This window comes from Myroides oncorhynchi (assembly GCF_020905415.1).
Taxonomy (GTDB): Bacteria; Bacteroidota; Bacteroidia; order Flavobacteriales; family Flavobacteriaceae; genus Flavobacterium; species Flavobacterium oncorhynchi_A.
In genome coordinates this window covers 2616981-2635202 of record NZ_JAJJMP010000001.1, presented here as the reverse complement: position 1 = coordinate 2635202, position 18222 = coordinate 2616981, and the positions used below count along the sequence as shown (strand labels likewise).

The following is an 18222-nucleotide window of genomic DNA, read 5'->3' as shown; positions in this document are numbered from 1 at the left end:
GTTAATTTCACCAAAGCTATCTGAACTTTATATTTATACATAACTATGGAAAACCAAAATACTGAGAAGGAGATGAAATTTTGTCCTCAATGTAATTCGATTGTAGAAACGGAAATAATATATAGTTATAATATTGAAGAACATTATAATGGGGATTTTGAAGGTGGAGGAATATTAATAAATCTATCCAAATGTCTTCGATGCAAAAAACCATTTTTAACTAAAATTGATTTTAGCTGTGTTGAAGAACGTTATTGGGAGAACTCAAACATTCAGCTCTTCCCAAATACTGAAAATGATGCTATAAAGAATTGTCCAAAAATTGTTATTAATCCTTATGAAGAAGCATTAAAGTGTTATCGAGCACATGCATATGATGCTTGTGTGATAATGTGTCGTAAAGGGATTGAAGCTATATGTATAGATAAAGGTGAAAGTAAAGGAAATCTTTTAACCAAACTTAAAAATTTAAAAGAAAAAGGAATCTTGGAGGGAACACTTTTCAAATGGACAGATGAATTAAGATTAATAGGAAATGATGGAGCTCATTCACATGAACAGATTGTTAATCAAGAAGATGCGAAGGATGCCTTGGGTTTTTTTGACGTATCCACCCGAGCAACCACATATTTCATAAGCTAACGTAAGGTAGTAAGTTTGCTTCAAATAATAAATAGATGAGCAAACAAGAAATAATGTACTCTCACGTAGAGGATTGGCAAGTAAGTGGATTAACACAGACAAGATACTGTGAAAATGTAGGAATTAAGTTAGCAACATTTAGTTATTGGGTAGTCAAGTATAAGGCAGCGTCAATCCAATCAGTGGATAGCAATTTTATAACTGTAAAAAAGGATCCAATAGCTAGTAGTATTCAAGAATATGAGATTATGTATCCTAATGGTGTAAAGTTACGAGTACATACAGATAATCTAAGTGAACTGTATTCATTAGTAAACTTAGTTTAATGTTTAGCTTGAGTAGTTCTCATCAATTTCATTTGTATAAATCAGCTTGTGATATGCGTAAGAGTTTTGATTCTCTGTGTGGTATTGTTCAAAACGAACTTAATCAAGTAGCTCATAATGGCAGTGTCTATGTCTTTATCAATCGCCGAGGTAATCAAATGAAGCTCTTACATTGGGAAACAGGTGGGTTTGTGTTATATCACAAACGCTTAGAGCAAGGTACCTTTGCTTTTCCGGTTCATAGTAAAACACAAATAAGTTGGAGTGATTTAGTACTTATGATAGAAGGTATACAGGTTATAAAAAGTAGTCAAAAAAGAAGGTTTTTATTGAAGTAAAATACGCGCATACCTTGTGTAAACGGGGCTTATGTCGTATATTTACTGTATGGAAATAGACTTAGAAAATTTATCAAAAGAACAACTTTTGGCGCTTATAAAAAAGCAGTCAAAGACTATTTCTAAACAAGAGAAGGCAATCTCAAAGCAAGAACATAAAACATCTGTTTTAGAAGAGAAAAATTCTAAATTAGAAGATAAAAACACAGAATTAGAGCGTTTAGTCAAACTACTTCAACGTATGAAGTTCGGTCAGAGTCGTGAACGCTTTGAAGACCCTAATCAAACTCAGTTACCCTTAGACGTTGAACAAGCAGTTTTAGAAGAACAAGAAGAAGTAATCAAACAAGAGATTACCTACTCTCGTGAGAAAAAGAAACATCCAGGACGAGCTAAACTGCCAGATCACTTACTTGTAGAAGAAACACATATCTATCCAGAAACAGACTACTCAGATATGATTTGCATTGGTAAGGAAATCACAGATATCTTAGATTACGTTCCAGGCTATTTTAAAATAAAGAGACTTATTAGATATAAATACGCTACTAAAGATAAAGACAATACTAAAATTAGTATTGGCGATCTTCCAGAGCGAATTATTGATAAAGGAATAGCTTCAGAAGGACTTCTATCAACAATATTAGTTGACAAGTACGTAGATCACCTTCCTTTATATAGACAGAAGCAACGCTTTTCCAGAGAAAACATCGATATAGCTTCTTCTACAATAGATGGTTGGGTCGCTCAAAGTATGGATGCTTTAAAGCCTCTATATGAAAAGCTTGTGATGGATATCAAAAACGAAGGGTATCTTCAAGTTGACGAAACCACCATCAAAGTTTTGGATGAGAAAAAGAAAGATAAGTCTCATCTTGGCTATTATTGGGTGTATCACGCACCTATATCCAAGCTCGTGATGTTTAATTACAGTCCTACTCGTGCCAGTAGCGCTGCACTACCTATATTAGAAAACTTCAAAGGGTATCTGCAAACCGATGGTTACGCAGGGTATAAAGCCTATGGAAATAAGTCAGATGTAACGCATCTTGGGTGCTGGGCACATGCTCGTCGTGAATTTGAAAGAGCTTTAGACAATGATAAAACAAGAGCTCAACATGTACTTGCTGAAATACAGAAGCTATATGCTGTGGAACGACAAGCTAAAGAACAAAACTTAACTCCACAGCAAATTAAAGAGCTTCGTCTAAAAGAGAGTTTACCTATTATCAACGAACTTGGTAAATACATGTTTACTCAAATGAAACTTACCTTGCCTAAAAGTCAAATAGGTAAAGCCTTTGCTTACTCACAAACAAGATGGGATAGTCTTAGTGCGTACTTATACGACGGAAACTTACAGATAGACAACAATCTTGTAGAAAACGCTATTAGACCTGTAGCTCTTGGTCGTAAAAACTACTTATTCGCAGGATCACACGATGCAGCGCAAAGAGCAGCTATGGCGTATACGTTTTTTGCTAATTGTAAAAAGCACGATGTCAATCCATATCAATGGTTAAAATACGTATTGAAAAATATTCAATCCATAAACCACAAGAATATTACAGATTTATATCCTCATAACTACAAGAAACTTATCGTAGATAACGTAGAAGAATAATTATATCTCACAAGATGCACTTGCTCGGGGGCTTACTTTTTGACGCATTAATTACTTATTTATATCATTTAGTTAGTCAATATGAGGAATTAAAAAATAGAAGAAAAAAATAATAGCCTATTACACATTGTAAATAATTAAAATGCTTTTTCAATATAATATAATTTTCTATAAAACCTATAGCAAAGCTTCTGAAAATATAATATAAATTAAGCACAAGCTTTCTAAGCAACTTGCTCTTATTGAGGAGTTACAAGCAACTTTTGGCTCTTTTATTTATTTATGTTCAACTATTAAATCGTCTCAAAATATTGAGTGCTTTACGGATTTCCTTATTATTATAAAAATGTAATTTATTATGTTTGAGGATTAATAATAAAAATACAATATTATGGATATTCAGAAAAATATTACAGAATGGTTGATGGGATTAAAAGGCTGGCAGACTGAATTAGCTTATAGAATTTTAACCAAAAATATTGAGGAGTACGATTTAATAGAAATAATCGGAATGGTAAAATCTGAAATAAAATTCGATATTAAAAGTTTCCCTAATTTTATAAATATTGAGAATGAGAAATTAGTTAGGTTATTATCTATTGAATCAATTCAAAATATCGAAAGACTTGCACCAAGAAATCCTCTAAAGTTTGAACAAGATAAAAATTTAGTAGTTATTTATGGATCTAATGGTTCTGGAAAATCAGGATACACAAAAATTTTAAAAAAAATAAGTGGCAAAGCTCGTACTGTAAATCTAAAATCCAATGTATTTGCACCTAATACAGAAGGTAAGTGTAAAGTGAAATTCTCTATTGATGATATTGAACAAGAGTATGAATGGTTAATAAATAGTGAACCAATAAAAGGTTTAGGTACCATTGATGTCTTTGATACTAATATAGGTAATAGCTATATAAATGAAGCAAATACCATAACTTATACACCTAATTTTTTAAGATTATTTACAGCTTTATCACATTACTATTCAAAGGTTCAGGAAAAAATTAACTCTGAAAAACTTAGTCTTTTGAAGACATTACCTAATATCCCAAATGAGTATTTAAATACCCTCTCAGGAACACAATATAATAATTTAAAAAAGGATGATAATGACAAGAAACTTGAATCTATAATAATTTGGAATGAAGAAAAAGAAAAAAACAGATTAGATCTAGAAAAAAGGTTAAAAGAACAGGATCCATTAAAATCAGCAGAAGAAGTTAGAAATCAAAAAAATGAGATAGATAAGATTATTAAAGAAGTTGTAGAAGCATATTCACAGGTTAGTGTAAACTCTATAACGCAAATCAAAGAATTGGAAGCTAATGCTTTACAAAAAAGAAAAATTGCAAAGGAGAGTATACAAATTATCTCTAATGAGTCAAACATAAAAGGAGTTGGTAGTTCAGTATGGAAATCTCTTTGGGAAGCAGCTAGAGTTTTTTCATACCAAGAAGCATATGAAAATGATACTTATCCAAATATAAATGATGAAGCAAAATGTGTATTATGCCATCAAATATTAGATAGTAATACTAAGAACAGATTACTTGCATTTGAAAATTTTGTCAAAAGTGAGTTAGAAAGTGATGCCACAATAGCAGAGAAGTTATATCTTGAAAAGATAAACAATTTACCCACATCTTTACACAAGGATTTACTGATGACAAAATGTAGCGCAGCTAAATTAGGTGAAGTCTGGCTTAATTGTTTAATAACTATATGGAAAATAATTGGAGAAGCATCAAATTCGATAAAAAACAAGAAAGAATATATAGTAGATGTGAAATTTATTCAAGATAATTTAAAAATACTAGAAGAAATGTCAACATCATGTGAAGCTTCAATTCAACAACTTCAATTTGATGCTCAACAATTTGATAGAGTAAAAGCTATTAATCAATTATTAGAATTGAATACTCAAAAATGGTGTTCAATGCAAAAGGATTCTATTTTAGGAGAAGTAGAGAGGTTGAGGAAATTATCTAATTATGAAATATGGATTGCTCAGTGTAATACAAAATCAATTACTTCAAAATCTAGTGAATTATCAGAAATATTTATAACGGATGAATATGTAAAGAGATTTAATAAAGAGTTGGATTATTTTCAAGCAACTAGAATAAGAGTTGAATTATTAAAAGAAAAAGCAGTTAAAGGGACTATTACACATTCATTAAGATTGAAGGGCATAAGTGGTCATAAACTAGCAGAAGTCTTAAGTGAAGGGGAGCATCGTATAATTGCTTTAGCATCTTTTCTTGCCGATGTTACTGGTGGCAATAATAACAACCCATTCGTTTTTGATGATCCTATATCATCACTTGATCAACAATTTGAAGAGAAAACTGTTGAGCGATTAGTGTTACTAAGTCAAACAAGGCAAGTTATTATTTTTACCCATAGATTAAGTTTATTAGGATTATTAAATGATAAAAGTGATTCAAATAATATTCAAATAATAGGAATAAGAAATGAAACCTGGGGAGCTGGTGAAGTAGGTGATACTCCCCTTTTTGCAAAAAAAACTATAACTGCATTAAATAATATCAAGAATGAAAGAATAGCTAAAGCAAAGAAAATACTTAATGATCAAGGAAGTGAAGAGTACTATCCATTTGGAAAAGCTTTATGCAGTGATATAAGAATTTTAATAGAACGTATAGTTGAACTTGATTTTCTAGCAGATGTTGTACAAAGATATAGAAGATCAGTGAACACAATGGGAAAAGTACAAAATTTAGCTAAAATTCAACAAGAAGATTGTGAAATGATTGATAATTATATGACTAAATATTCTTGCTATGAACATAGTCAACCATCTGAAACACCTATTGAGATACCCGATCCTGCTGAATTAGAGCTAGATGTAGATAAATTATTACATTGGCTAAAAGAATTCAATAGCAGAAAAGTTAACTAAAAAGTAGTGTTGATTTAATATATCTTTCATATCTTTACACGAGAATCAAACGATTCTAATCATAAGTTTACAACTCTGCTAATTAGGTGCACACAACTATTTTTAAAATGTGTAACCTTCTATTTATAAAGCATACAGAGCATAGGGGACGAACCCTCTTCCTCCGCTGAAAAGCCCGATAACACTAGTTATCGGGCTTTTTTTTGTGCTATGTGCACCTAATTTGGGATCAATCTCAAAAGTTGTGGATCAATCTCAATTTGCACCTTTAGCAAAACTTTCGTTTAGGATATAAATAGTTTAATTCTATCTGTTGATTATTAACCAATTCATAAATTTTCTTGATTATTCCAACTAAAGAACACTGATAAAATGCACTAATATTATCTTGAAATACTTTTTTATTAATAAAAATTTCAATCTAAGCAATCGGAATTTTATTAAGCGAATGATATTTACTGATATAATTTAAGAATATTTATGCATAACCAGAATACGGATTTATGGTATTATTAGTATATTGGTTATGGAAGGTTTTTAGAATTGTTTCACTATCCATACTTAAGTGAAATTAATTTAACTTATTTTATTTCACTATCCACAAAAAATATTTCTCTAAGTATCTAATTTACAAAACAACAACTATATTAGTATATTATTTAACGAAATACGCATATAGTTGGAGTTTTACGAAACAATACCGTGTTTTATTTTGTGAAAAATAATATTATACATCATTTTAAAAGACGACCGTGCTAAAAATTAACAAACAGAAATAATGAATAAAAAACTCACATTATTAGTAACGATTATTCTAACAACAATTCAACTGTTTGGGCAGACAACTAACATTGTAAAGTGCGACAGTATAACTTATTCAATTCACAAAGCAAATATTGGAAAGATTGCTTTTATGAGTAAAGTCGTTCCAATTGAAACTTTTACACAAACTGACTTCTTAACAACATTTGAGTTTAAAGAAAATACTGATCTAGATATTAGAGTTTTTTTGGATAACTCGTTGACAAATTATCTGCATTTACTAGCACCCGAATTATCGATAGACGAGCTAACAAAAAGCGGAAATTATCAATTCACTTTCTATATTGACAACAAAAAAGTATATACTGAAAACTTGAATGTTGGGGCAGGAAGTATAGAGAGTAAAAATCTAAGAAATGTTTTCAGAGTTCCTTTAATAAGTTCAACTAATGAAGATTCTTGGGGAAGGTTTCTTTGGAATAGATTTTATGGAAATGGTGGTCAGGACGCTTTAATTGATGGAGAACATTTACTTAAAATTGAAATTAGACCTTATCTACAATTTAATGAAACTTTACTTGGAAACATAATTGCAGAAGGAGAAATGAAAATTATTGTTCCCGAAATAAAAATCAACGAAGGACTTGTTAAAGTTCAAAAAATTAAACCACTTAAAGACTTTAAAGTTTCTACAAGTCAAATTGATACTGCAAAAATTGAGGAACTTAATCGAAAAATTGGTAAACAAAACTTCAAATATATAACGAGTATTGTAGTTTTAAAAGATGGAAAACTTTTACTTGAAGAGTATTTTAATGGTGCACAAAGAAAAACACTTCACGATACTAAGTCTGTGGGCAAATCATTTGCCTCAACGCTTTTGGGAATAGCCATACAAGATAATTACATTAAAAGCGAACAACAAATCTTAAATGAATTTTACAAACTCAATACCTTTCAAAATTATTCCACAGCAAAAGACAGCATTACTTTAAAAGATTTACTTACAATGAGCTCTGCTTTTGACGGTTCTGATATGAACTCGGAATCACCAGGAAACGAAGAAAATATGTACCCAACAAAAAATTGGGTTGAATTTGCTTTAAATCTTCCAGTTGACAAATCAAAAGTGGCAAATAAACAATGGGATTACTTCACCGCAGGAGTTGTTGTCCTCGGCGACATAATTCATAAATCTGTTCCAAATGGTTTAGAGAAATACTCAAACGAGAAGTTATTCAAACCATTAGGAATTACACACTATAAATGGCAATTTACACCTCAAAACGTTGCGAATACAGCAGGGAGTGTTCAATTGCGTTCCTTGGACTATGCAAAATTTGGACAATTATATAAAAATCAAGGTACTTGGAATGGAAAACAAATTCTATCAAAAGGTTGGATAGCAAAAAGCTTTTCACATCAAATGGCAATTTCCGAGGATGAATATTATGGTTATCTTTTTTGGAATAAGACCTACAAAGTGAATGGAGTAAATTACGAAGTATATTATTCAAGTGGAAATGGTGGAAATAGAATTTTTATCTTCAAAGACTTTCCAATTGTAGTTGTAATTACTTCAACTGCATATAACACGCCTTATGGACACAAACAAGTTGACAAAATAATGCAGAACTATTTAATAGAAGCAATAACAAAATGATAAAAACGGCATATAACAACAAGGGGGTTGCAATAGTGGAGCAAAACTACAAAATTCAAGTGCAGTTCTTCGAGCCAACTTGTTGTGCAAAATTGAAGTTTTGTGCTAGTCCTACCATCTCAAAGCCCAGAACCTTTATGTGCAAGCGGTCTAAAACACAACGTACATTTCAGACAACTAATTAAATGGAAAAGAAAAAGAGAACAAATGGCTACTGTTGTATTGATGACTTGAATTCACATAGGGGTCATAATCAAAAGCTGAGAACTTAGCAATTTATTTGAGACAAGAGCTCATCAAGATTAGGGCAAGAATCCTTCAATAAAAAGGACTTATAATAGAACAATGTTGTGGTAATGTTGAAGAAGTGTTGAAGGGGTTGTATAAAGGTTACACAACCTCAATAATATCAATGGTTTTACAATTAAATCTTATTTTTCACCCTACTATAATTCAAGGATTCACTTCCCACTACTTCTTTTAAATAAGCATAATCTTTACGACTAATTCGGTGCGCAAAGTAGCATGGTGATTTTTGCGCACCTTTTACGCTTCTATAAATCAAATTATTAATAAACGATTAAAACTAAAACAACCTTTTTTACGTTTATATAATAAACTAGTCAGTATATGAAAAAACTGTTTATTCTAATTCTTGGCTTGTGTCTTACATCAGGATATGCTCAAGATCTTACAGGTACTTGGGCGATAGATAAGATTATCTATACTACCGAAATAGAAGAATATATTCTTACTCCAAAAGGGGATAATATCTTTGGAACATTTATCAACTTTACCGAAATAGATACTTTTGAGAACTACAACGCTTGGCCTTGTGGCAATGATTGTTTCATTACTACTAAAGGGACATATAAGTTGTCACAAGACAACATCAGTATCTTCGTTAAGACAGTAGAGGCTAATAACTATTGTGACATCCCTAATCCTATTCAGAATACAAGTTTAGGGGTATTTAAAATATCTTACTTAAATGGTAACATCATTCTAAAAAAGCTTAAACAAAAAACAAGTCGTTAATACTATATACCTAATTAATGATATTGTAAGCAAGATTTCTATACTAATAAATCTGTTCTCCCTTTTACCTTTAGTACTTCGTAAATAATCTTTAAATGATACTTAACTGTATTTTCAGAGACAAACAATTCACTTGCTATTTCTTTATTTGTTTTTCCCTTTTGAACAAGTAATACGATTTCTTTTTGCCTAGTGGTTAGCTCTTTGTTGTCAATATCTATAACGTGCTTATCTTGCACACTTAAAGATTCGTAATTCACTCTAAGAGTCTCATTTTCTTTAAGTACTTGTTTATGTTTGACAAGATTACGTCTATACAGCAGTAAATAAACTACTATACAAGCAAAAGCTATTGCTAAGAAAGCTTGTAAAGCTTTCTGAATACCCGTATTCTTGTTTAATGCAGCATCTTCTTCTAGTAATTGCTTCTCTAGAATATTTAGTGAACTACTTAGATTAACAGTATCATACTTCGTTGCCAGTGCTAAAACTAAACTACTTGTGCTTAGACTCTTTTTGTTCTCTCCTATTTGTTGATAGTAAATTGCCATAAAGCGATGCAATTGTATAAGCTCACTGCTCCACTGAAACTGCTCTGCATAAGCAATGCCCTTTTGATAACTATCTACAACGTCATTATGCTGTCCTAAAAAGGCATAAGCTCTCAATAATTCCTTGTAAACAACCGGTAAATACTGAGGATATACTTCTTTAAAGATTTCTATAGACTTCATAAAATAATCTACGGCATCCCGATACACTAAAGTTCTTTCTAGGGCATCTATCCCCTTTAAAAAAAGGTATAATCCTAAATCACTTCCTTCTAAAAGAATTGCATCAACTTTTAGGTTATTAAACCTTGATAGAGCTTGTTTATACTCTAATTTTTCACAATAAGTACTTGCCGTTTCAAGTTCATACTTTATGGTAATTAGATCTTTACTGTCAGTCATTTTGCCATAAGCAAAAGCTTCGTCCAGATTTACTAGAGCTTCACTATAAATAGCAAGTCGTTTAAAAAGCTGATATTTTTGATAATAAGCAATACTCTTGTCTATATCTCCACTATTCTTGTCTGCTATAATTTTATGAAGTCTAATAATTGATTTCTTGTAGTCTAGAGCTATATTATTTTGTTCTATTTCTTCAGCAAGCTTTATAAGATCAACTGTTTGCCCCAAGATAGCTGAACTTACAAAAAACAACACGATAAGCAATATCTTATTTTTCATAACTAAAGTTCTTCTCTACTGTTGACACTTAACACTTTATAAATATTTTTTAAATGATACTTGACTGTATTTTCTGAGATATGTATCTTGTCTCCTATCTCCTTATTCGTTTTGCCTTCTTTAACCAATTTGACAATATCAGATTGACGCTCAGTTAATTGTAATATTGGATCGTTATGTGGTTGTTGATTAGATTCAGACAATAAAGACATTATATTAACTCTTAATTCATCGTTCTTGGATTCTAAAGTCTCTTTTCGCTGTTTAGTCTTAAGGGTATACTTATACAGCAAATACAATATCGCTATAACTAAAAGAGAAATGACTACAAGTAACGCAATAGAGAGCAAATCTTCATGTTTCTCACTTTCTATACGATTAGCATACAATTCCTTTTCTAACACATTTAAGCGCCCTATAACTGTTCTTTCATCATACTGTTTTGCAAGCAAGTTACATATTTCTTGAGTTATTATCGCATTATCATAATCCTGAATTTGATTATAAAAATAAGCCAAGTCGTAATACATGTTTAAAATATAAATATCCATATTATACTTCTTAGCATAATAAAGCCCCTGATCAAAACTCTCTAAAGCTTTGTCATATTGATTCATTTGCCTATATATATCTATCTTCTTACGATACATTAATGGAAGATCTTCTGGCTTATTCTCCTCTAATAGTATTATAGCTTCATCTAAGTACTCTATCGCCTTACTAAAATTCATTGCTTTACTCTGCATTACTGCTAACACAGCTAAATAAAAAGCATGTGTATTAGGCGATATATACCTTAAGTCCTGTTCTGTAATATCATCTAACACACTTATAACTTCATCAAATTTTAATAGATCAAAAGCCACAAAGAGCCTTTCCAGTTTTACTTTTGCCTTAATCTGTTCTCTATTTTGATTACTTTTAAGTCCTTCTTGGAATGCCAATTCTAAATTTGCTTGAGCTTTATCGTAACTAAACAAACGCTTATAAGTAATATATTTCAAAAAATAAGCTTGATACTTCTCATCTGCAGTAGCTTTCTCATTAGCGATAACTTCTTCTAATAAGATAATGGTATCATCATATTTACCTACATTATTAAACGAGGTAACATCTTTAGATATTTCTTCAAAATTATAAGATTGGGAAAAGCACTTTCCTATACAGCAGAAAAGAAAAATAGATCCAACTATTCTAAACAACAAATTAGTTGACATAACTGTAATACAAATTAACTCGGGCAAAAATATATAATTACAAACAAGAAAACTACGATTAACAACAACAAAAGTTCACATTATATAATTATACGTAAGATATCTGTCTTCATTATTAGAAAATATGAGCTTAAAACACCGAGTTGTATACACATTATTCATATCCATAGAGTAATACCATTCTTTATCAAATAGAGCAAGCAATTACTTTAATCGAAAACAACTAATTAAACTTCAAATAGATAAATAACAGACTACCCGTGGGTAGTCATTCTCCAAAAGCGTATCAAATAAAGAACTACCCTTTAACTACCTACTTGAAAACTTGTTTTAGCATAACTGTTAGCGAGTTTTGCAAACAGCAAATCTTTTAAATAAATCAATATGAAAACAACTGTAACCTTATTGTTTTTGATCTTAACTTGTATACAAACACTAGCTCAAAACAAAATAAGCGTAGCATTTATTCCAATTACTTATGACTCTGAAACAATCTCTACCTCTAATGCTAGAATCATACAAGAGTCAATATTAAATTCCTTTGTGGAAGCTAAAAAATTTACAGTAGTAGACAGAGATAAATTAGCAGAAATAGAGGTAGAAAAGAAACTTCAAAGAACCGAATCTTTTATGGACAGTAATGATGTCATTACAGATGGTATTAGCAAAGGGGCAAGTTATCTTATCTCGCCAAGTATATTAGGGGTTAGACATACTAACAACAAGAAAGATTGGGAAACAATGTTACAGGTACAAATAAAAGTTTTAGATGTGTCTACAGGCGAAATATTAGCTACATCAAATATAAACAGTGAATATATCAATCCTGAAAAAACAGTTCAAGATGCTAGGTCTAAATGTATCCAAAAAAAAGAACTAAAAGAGTTTGATGCACGCCAAGATAGACTACAGAAAGTACAAAAACATCAAGAAGATGCTTTTATTATAGCTTTAGAACGTCTTAGTGATAATGTAAAAGCATTCACTACAAAACACTTCCCATTGACCTTAGATATTACAAACTGGGATGGTAAAAACAAAAATGCGTTAACAATATCTGCTGGAAGTAATGTAGGTCTTCTTCCTGGTCAAATGATAGATATAATGAACATTACAGAAGTAACAATAGGAGAGCGTAATGTACAACGAACTCAAAAAATAGCAACTGGTTGTATCATCAAGGTAGAAGATCCTTATTTCGCTGATGGAATAATCCTAAACTCAGAAAAAACATTTAAAAAACTCCGTGACAATAATGCTCTTTTTAAAGTTATAACAAGATAACCCTTAATATTTTAAACCTATGAGAAAAATTTATTTTACAATAGCAATAGTATCATTGTTATTAGGTAGTTGTGCAAAAAAAATGTACAGCCCATATTCAGATTCACAGTTAGTTAACCATACTACACAAGGCTCTCTTACTCTAAGAGGTATTGGAGATGAAGTGGACGGCAAAAAAGGAAAGTCTAAAGAAGATGCTGTAAAACTTGCTCATAAAAAAGCAATTCAACAACTCTTATACTTTGGATTTGTTGGTACTGACTTTAAAAATCCTATTATTCGCCAGGGTATTGCTGTTGAAAGTAAACACAAAGCTTTCTTTGATAAATTCTGGAGTAGTGGATACCAGCGTTTTGTGACTGACTCTAAGAGTGATTTTTATGACTGTGCACAAAAAAGCAATTGTGTAAGTGCTGTTTCTGTATTTACCTTAAACTATAATATGTTGAGAAAAGAATTAGAAGATAATAAAATAATCAATAAAATAGGGTTCTAATGCCAAATACGAAAAGTAAATATCTATCTCTATTAATACTTATGCTGATGGTCTTTGTTAGTAGCGAATACGCCTTCTCACAAGCACCTACTATCGCAGGTACTAGAAGTGAAGAGTCAGTTAGAGCTGCTGCTAAAATAATGGTTATACCCTATAACAAACAAAATGAAGATATTAGAACTGTTTTAGATGATAACCCTTATATAAGAACAGCTGTTTCTAAAGTAAAAGAAGCTTTTGACCAGCGTGGATGGTCTACCGTTGACTTTGTAGCTAACCTTAGAGCTGCACAAGCTAATGCTGCATTCACAACAGATAGGCAATCTAGCTTTAAATCTGATCTATTAACTACATCAGGTGCCGATTTCTATGTCCAAGTAGATGTTCAAGTAACAACAGATCAGACAGGTACTAATACAGTATTAAACCTTACAGCTTTTGAAACTCATACAGGTGCCAGTTTTTCTAATAAGACTGGTACTAGTAAATTTGTAAGTAATGACTACGAGAAATTAATATCAAAGGCTTTTGAACGTATTCAAGAAGAATTTCTAAATACATTAATGGTTAAAACAGATGAAATACGTGAGATCGGTAGAGCTACTACAGTAGAGTTTAATCTAGATGAAAATGCGACAATCGACTTTGACAGTGCTCTAGCATCAGGTGAATATCTAAACGAATTAATAGAAGATTGGATAGCAACAAATGCTTATAAAGGAAGAGCTAATTTATCAGGTATTTTAGATAATAAAATGCTTTTTGACGAGGTAAGAATACCTCTTTATGATCAAGATACCAATAAACCATACAATCTAAATCGCTTCGCTACAGAAGTAATAAGATATCTTCGTTCTAAAGGAGTACAAGCTACAAGAAATATACACGGTCAAAAAATGTATGTAACTATTAAACAATAAAAATGAAATACAAAGTACATACTTTACTCTTTTTCCTTTTTTGGTCAATTGTTACATTGGGACAAAATAAGGAGTACCAAGCTAATTATATAATAGAAGAGCCAGCTAAAAAACAAGTAGCTAGTAAATCACAGCTTGAAGATCTAAATGAGATTCTCAAACAAAACTATACAGGAGGTTCTCTTTTTTCAAATCAAAGTCCTTTTGTCATTATTCCTTCAATTACTATTATTAGTGAACAAACTGCTGGAGAGGTACAAGTCGTTAAAGTCATTAAACTAGAAATAGGGTTAACCTCACAAGGTAAAGATGATAGGTCTATATTTAACCGATTTAGACATTCTTACATCATCACTGCAGAGGATAACTCTGAGGCAATTGATAAAGCCTTAATACAGTTTAGAAAAGAAAAAAAGATAAAGACTTTCTTTGAACAAAGTAATCAAAATATTGTAACATTCTATGAATCAAATTGCTCTACTGTACTCAATACAGTTAAAGTAAATATAGAGCGAAAAGAATACTTAAAAGCCTTTAATTATCTTAGCTATGTACCTGAAACTACTTCTTGTTACAAAGAATCTGAACAAATAATAACTAAGATTTTTTTAGACTCAAAAGAAGAAAGTTGTAGAGCAATGGTACAAAAGGCTCTTAACGAAGAAGCAAAAAGGAACTATAATAAAGCTTTGTATTATTTACAATTTGTAGAAACAAATACTACGTGTTATGATTCTGCCACTTCATTAATAAACGGAATTAGTAATAAAATAGATGAGGCAACAATACGCAACTTCGAAATGGAAAAACTTAAGTTCAGTAAATTAACAGACTTGCAAAAAATGGAGATAATTGCCAAAGAGGTTAATTCAATCAGCTTAACAATACAAGAATAATAATTGATTTGTTTATTGAATAATATAATCAAAATTAGCGAAGCTATTGTATTCTAATTACAGTTTTTTGTTTTAAAAACATCACTTACTAAAAAGCATAAAACAAAAAACGAGTCGTTAATAGCGACTCGTTTTATTTATGCTTAAAAGCTTATTTATTATTTCGAATAGACACCCCTTCTAATGTACTATCACTTACTAATACGTAAGATGCATACTTGCGAATAGGATTAATACTTCTCGTCATATTCTCTCCTGCTGTGTTTAGTACAGTAATATCTTGCTTACCCTCTGCATCGGTATTTATAGCAGACATCGGTATCTCTATAACATCTTTATACACAATAGATAAAATAATCTTATTATCTATACTGCCATCCTCCTTAAATCTAAGGTTTTCTAACACCTGAGTTGATCTATCAATAAAGACAATCTCACTATCTCCTTTAAAATTCAGTTTAAACGCAATACGCTGTCCTCCTATCCCTTCAAAAGAACTCACTACAGTATTGGCATTATCAGTAGACAATCCTCTTTTCCATTGAGGCAATTCGCTTGTAGGAACATCAAAGTAAACATCATATCCCACTAGGCTATATAGCGTATTCTTATCATTAGCAGACAACATATCACCTACTTTTATACTTAAGTTTCTCACAATACCTTCGCGCTCTGCCTTTATAGAATATCTTGTATACTTCTTATCCCCTCCATTAATACTCTCATTAAGCGTCTTTAGCTCTACACGCATATCTTCAACTAACTGACGTTGTTTTAAGAATGCCACAGTATCCTTTCTTGCTAACTTTTGCATTTTATTCTCAGCGCGTTCTATATCTTTCTTTAGGCTCTTATATTCACTAAGCTCTCTGTCTTTTTCTTTCTTAGATATTTGTAGATTACCTACTTCTACTTCATACATCACTTGACCATCAGAGACTAATTGTCCTTCCTTAGCCAGTACAGATACTACACGTCCTTCGAGAGTCTCCTTAACAGGTGTATGATATTTCATCTTCACTTTTGCAACATATTCTCTAGTATAAGTATGGTATTTACTATTTAACACTAAGACTGATGGTGCTAACACTTCTATTTTCTCCTCTTCTTTAGCTTCTTCAGACAGTACTTCACTTTCTGCTACTTGCTCTTCAATATGATGATCAGCTACCTTTTCTACTTCGGCTACTTCAGTTGATTCTCCTCCTTCGTTGTGTTTATTCTTATTACCATAATACCCCACCCCTACTAAGAAAGCCACACTTAGTACAGTCATTACAACTTGCTGTATTTTAACACTTTTATTATTCATATATCATTCTTGTCGTTACAAAGATAACTAACTGATGCAAAGGACAGAAAAAAAAACAAACCAAACACACCCTACTATACAAAAAAAACCAATATTGCGAACAATATTGGTTTAATCCTCAATCAAAAATCTACTTATAGTATTAATGTCCTCCTAAAGCTCTATACAAGTCAACTAGAGATGCTAAATAATCTCTCTTTAACTCTGCAAAGTTTAAATTACCTTGCAATGCTAGACCTTGTGCATTAACAACCTCTAAGTAAGATGCCTTATCCATCTCAAACATAAATTTAGTATTGGTAAGAGAAGTGTTCAATATATCCACTCTCTTTTGCATTACTTCTTCTTTTTGAGAAATCTTATCTATTTTTACCAATGCATTATGTACATCTGTAAATCCTACTACTACTTTATTCTTAAAGTCAATACCTGCTTTTTCTCTTTCTAAAACAGCTATCTCATAAGCAGTCTTTAATTTCTTTTGATTAAATAACGGTTGTGTTAATCCACCTGCTACCATACCAAATAAAGATGCTGGTGCACTAAACCAATTAGATACTTCAAAAGCATTAAACCCTCCTTGTGCAGAGATAACTAAGCTAGGATACATCTGCCCCTGGGCAGCACCTACTTTAGCATTAGCAGCCTTTAGAGCATACTCTGCTATCTGTACATCAGGACGATTACTTAAAAAATCCGCAGGTACTCCTGTATTTAAATCCGTAATGAAATTTAAATCACTTATTACAACAGAGCGAGAGATCGCCTGCGGGTACTTATTTAAAAGCAAATTCAATCCACTTTCTTGTAGAGCTATCTCCTGTTCTATCTGTGGCAAAAGCTCTTTAGATTCTAACCATTGTGCTTCTGCTTGTTGTACAGCTACGATAGTCTCATTACCAACTTCGAACATCTTCTTTGTTAGAGAATAAGTATTCTCTCGTAAGACAATTCCTTCTTTAGCTATCTTATGTTGTTCATCTAACATTAGCAAGTTGATATAACTAGTCGCTACTTCAGCTACTAATCTATTTTGCACAGCGCGTTTTACTTCTTCTGTCTGCATTAGAGTTGCTAGAGCAGCCTCTTTCTCTCTTCTAATCTTCCCCCATATATCTGCTTCCCATGATAAATCAAGTCTTGCATTAAAATCATCGTTAATACGCCCTGCATCATTGGCAGCTAAATAGCTATTCTTAGAAGACTCTGTTCTACTAGCCCCAACATTCATTGACAATTGAGGTAATAAAGCCATCTTAGATTGAGTGAATAACAATTTTGTTTGCTCTATATTCTTTATTGCTAATTGCAAATCAGTATTTCGCTCTAACGCAATTGTGATTAATCCAGTCAACTCTTCATTTTTAAAGAATTGCTCATATCCTAACTGTGCCAAATCATTAGCTATAGTATCCGAAGCAGTTTCACTATAAAACTGCTTTGGTGTTTCTACAGATGGTCTTTCATAGTTTTTCCCTACTTTACATGCAGTGAATAACATTGAACCTATTACTATATATACTACTTTTCTCATTCTCTAATTAAT

At 31.5% G+C, this 18222-nt stretch carries 15 protein-coding genes; 11 read left to right on the top strand and 4 right to left on the bottom strand.

What is annotated here, in order from left to right:
* Positions 1-45 precede the first annotated feature (45 nt).
* From LNQ81_RS11515 to LNQ81_RS11485, 7 genes are all read left to right on the top strand, one after another.
* A complete protein-coding gene (locus tag LNQ81_RS11515) occupies positions 46-642 on the top strand; it encodes a DUF4145 domain-containing protein (RefSeq protein WP_229946862.1) in 597 nt (198 codons plus the stop codon).
* 35 nt (positions 643-677) lie between these two features.
* Complete coding sequence (gene tnpA, locus LNQ81_RS11510; RefSeq protein ID WP_229946861.1) at positions 678-968, top strand: IS66 family insertion sequence element accessory protein TnpA; 291 nt, start codon at positions 678-680, stop codon at positions 966-968.
* Entirely contained in the window at positions 968-1306 is a 339-nt protein-coding gene (tnpB, locus tag LNQ81_RS11505) for an IS66 family insertion sequence element accessory protein TnpB (RefSeq protein WP_255669468.1), read from the top strand. The genes tnpA and tnpB overlap by 1 nt, the downstream gene beginning before the upstream one ends.
* Before the next feature lie 49 nt (positions 1307-1355).
* Positions 1356-2930 carry an IS66 family transposase gene (tnpC, locus tag LNQ81_RS11500; protein ID WP_229946857.1) on the top strand — a complete coding sequence of 525 codons (1575 nt, stop codon included), beginning with the start codon at positions 1356-1358 and terminating at the stop codon, positions 2928-2930.
* A 391-nt stretch (positions 2931-3321) separates the two neighbouring features.
* A complete protein-coding gene (locus tag LNQ81_RS11495; RefSeq protein ID WP_229946855.1) occupies positions 3322-5856 on the top strand; it encodes an AAA family ATPase in 2535 nt (844 codons plus the stop codon).
* A 778-nt stretch (positions 5857-6634) separates the two neighbouring features.
* A complete protein-coding gene (locus LNQ81_RS11490; RefSeq protein ID WP_229946853.1) occupies positions 6635-8281 on the top strand; it encodes a serine hydrolase domain-containing protein in 1647 nt (548 codons plus the stop codon).
* Between the two features lie 630 nt (positions 8282-8911).
* Positions 8912-9319 (top strand): hypothetical protein, encoded by a 408-nt coding sequence (locus LNQ81_RS11485; protein ID WP_229946851.1) that lies wholly within the window; start codon positions 8912-8914, stop codon positions 9317-9319.
* Between the two features lie 38 nt (positions 9320-9357).
* Here the strand turns inward: LNQ81_RS11485 and LNQ81_RS11480 are convergent, their stop codons facing one another.
* Together LNQ81_RS11480 and LNQ81_RS11475 are read right to left on the bottom strand one after the other, a co-directional pair.
* Positions 9358-10551: a helix-turn-helix domain-containing protein gene (locus LNQ81_RS11480; RefSeq protein ID WP_229946848.1), complete on the bottom strand. Its 1194-nt coding sequence runs from the start codon at positions 10549-10551 to the stop codon at positions 9358-9360.
* 2 nt (positions 10552-10553) lie between these two features.
* Positions 10554-11768: a LuxR C-terminal-related transcriptional regulator gene (locus LNQ81_RS11475; protein ID WP_229946847.1), complete on the bottom strand. Its 1215-nt coding sequence runs from the start codon at positions 11766-11768 to the stop codon at positions 10554-10556.
* A 384-nt stretch (positions 11769-12152) separates the two neighbouring features.
* On the opposite strand from LNQ81_RS11475, the gene LNQ81_RS11470 reads away from it, so the two are divergent.
* From LNQ81_RS11470 to LNQ81_RS11455, 4 genes are read left to right on the top strand one after another with little or no spacing between them, the layout of a single operon-like run.
* A complete protein-coding gene (locus LNQ81_RS11470) occupies positions 12153-13052 on the top strand; it encodes a CsgG/HfaB family protein (RefSeq protein WP_229946845.1) in 900 nt (299 codons plus the stop codon).
* Between the two features lie 19 nt (positions 13053-13071).
* Positions 13072-13548: a hypothetical protein gene (locus LNQ81_RS11465; RefSeq protein ID WP_229946843.1), complete on the top strand. Its 477-nt coding sequence runs from the start codon at positions 13072-13074 to the stop codon at positions 13546-13548.
* The gene (locus LNQ81_RS11460) at positions 13548-14468 is read left to right on the top strand and encodes a DUF6175 family protein (protein WP_229946841.1); all 921 of its coding nucleotides are present in this window, start codon (positions 13548-13550) and stop codon (positions 14466-14468) included. Before LNQ81_RS11465 ends, LNQ81_RS11460 begins: the two co-directional genes overlap by 1 nt.
* A gap of 2 nt (positions 14469-14470) precedes the next feature.
* Entirely contained in the window at positions 14471-15364 is an 894-nt protein-coding gene (locus LNQ81_RS11455) for a hypothetical protein (RefSeq protein WP_229946839.1), read from the top strand.
* 151 nt (positions 15365-15515) lie between these two features.
* Here LNQ81_RS11455 and LNQ81_RS11450 read toward each other — a convergent pair whose 3' ends face one another.
* On the bottom strand, positions 15516-16676 hold the full coding sequence (locus LNQ81_RS11450; protein ID WP_229946837.1) for an efflux RND transporter periplasmic adaptor subunit: 1161 nt from the start codon (positions 16674-16676) through the stop codon (positions 15516-15518).
* A 142-nt stretch (positions 16677-16818) separates the two neighbouring features.
* Complete coding sequence (locus LNQ81_RS11445) at positions 16819-18210, bottom strand: efflux transporter outer membrane subunit (RefSeq protein WP_229946836.1); 1392 nt, start codon at positions 18208-18210, stop codon at positions 16819-16821.
* Positions 18211-18222: the final 12 nt, after the last annotated feature.

Excerpts from the sequence above, each read along its gene's own strand:
- LNQ81_RS11450 (WP_229946837.1), bottom strand. The coding sequence starts at position 16,676 with ATGAATAATAAAAGTGTTAAAATACAGCAAGTTGTAATGACTGTACTA.
- tnpC (WP_229946857.1), top strand. The coding sequence starts at position 1,356 with ATGGAAATAGACTTAGAAAATTTATCAAAAGAACAACTTTTGGCGCTT.
- LNQ81_RS11490 (WP_229946853.1), top strand. The coding sequence starts at position 6,635 with ATGAATAAAAAACTCACATTATTAGTAACGATTATTCTAACAACAATT.
- LNQ81_RS11485 (WP_229946851.1), top strand. The coding sequence starts at position 8,912 with ATGAAAAAACTGTTTATTCTAATTCTTGGCTTGTGTCTTACATCAGGA.
- tnpA (WP_229946861.1), top strand. The coding sequence starts at position 678 with ATGAGCAAACAAGAAATAATGTACTCTCACGTAGAGGATTGGCAAGTA.
- LNQ81_RS11460 (WP_229946841.1), top strand. The coding sequence starts at position 13,548 with ATGCCAAATACGAAAAGTAAATATCTATCTCTATTAATACTTATGCTG.
- LNQ81_RS11445 (WP_229946836.1), bottom strand. The coding sequence starts at position 18,210 with ATGAGAAAAGTAGTATATATAGTAATAGGTTCAATGTTATTCACTGCA.
- LNQ81_RS11465 (WP_229946843.1), top strand. The coding sequence starts at position 13,072 with ATGAGAAAAATTTATTTTACAATAGCAATAGTATCATTGTTATTAGGT.
- LNQ81_RS11475 (WP_229946847.1), bottom strand. The coding sequence starts at position 11,768 with ATGTCAACTAATTTGTTGTTTAGAATAGTTGGATCTATTTTTCTTTTC.
- LNQ81_RS11495 (WP_229946855.1), top strand. The coding sequence starts at position 3,322 with ATGGATATTCAGAAAAATATTACAGAATGGTTGATGGGATTAAAAGGC.
- tnpB (WP_255669468.1), top strand. The coding sequence starts at position 968 with ATGTTTAGCTTGAGTAGTTCTCATCAATTTCATTTGTATAAATCAGCT.
- LNQ81_RS11470 (WP_229946845.1), top strand. The coding sequence starts at position 12,153 with ATGAAAACAACTGTAACCTTATTGTTTTTGATCTTAACTTGTATACAA.
- LNQ81_RS11455 (WP_229946839.1), top strand. The coding sequence starts at position 14,471 with ATGAAATACAAAGTACATACTTTACTCTTTTTCCTTTTTTGGTCAATT.
- LNQ81_RS11480 (WP_229946848.1), bottom strand. The coding sequence starts at position 10,551 with ATGAAAAATAAGATATTGCTTATCGTGTTGTTTTTTGTAAGTTCAGCT.
- LNQ81_RS11515 (WP_229946862.1), top strand. The coding sequence starts at position 46 with ATGGAAAACCAAAATACTGAGAAGGAGATGAAATTTTGTCCTCAATGT.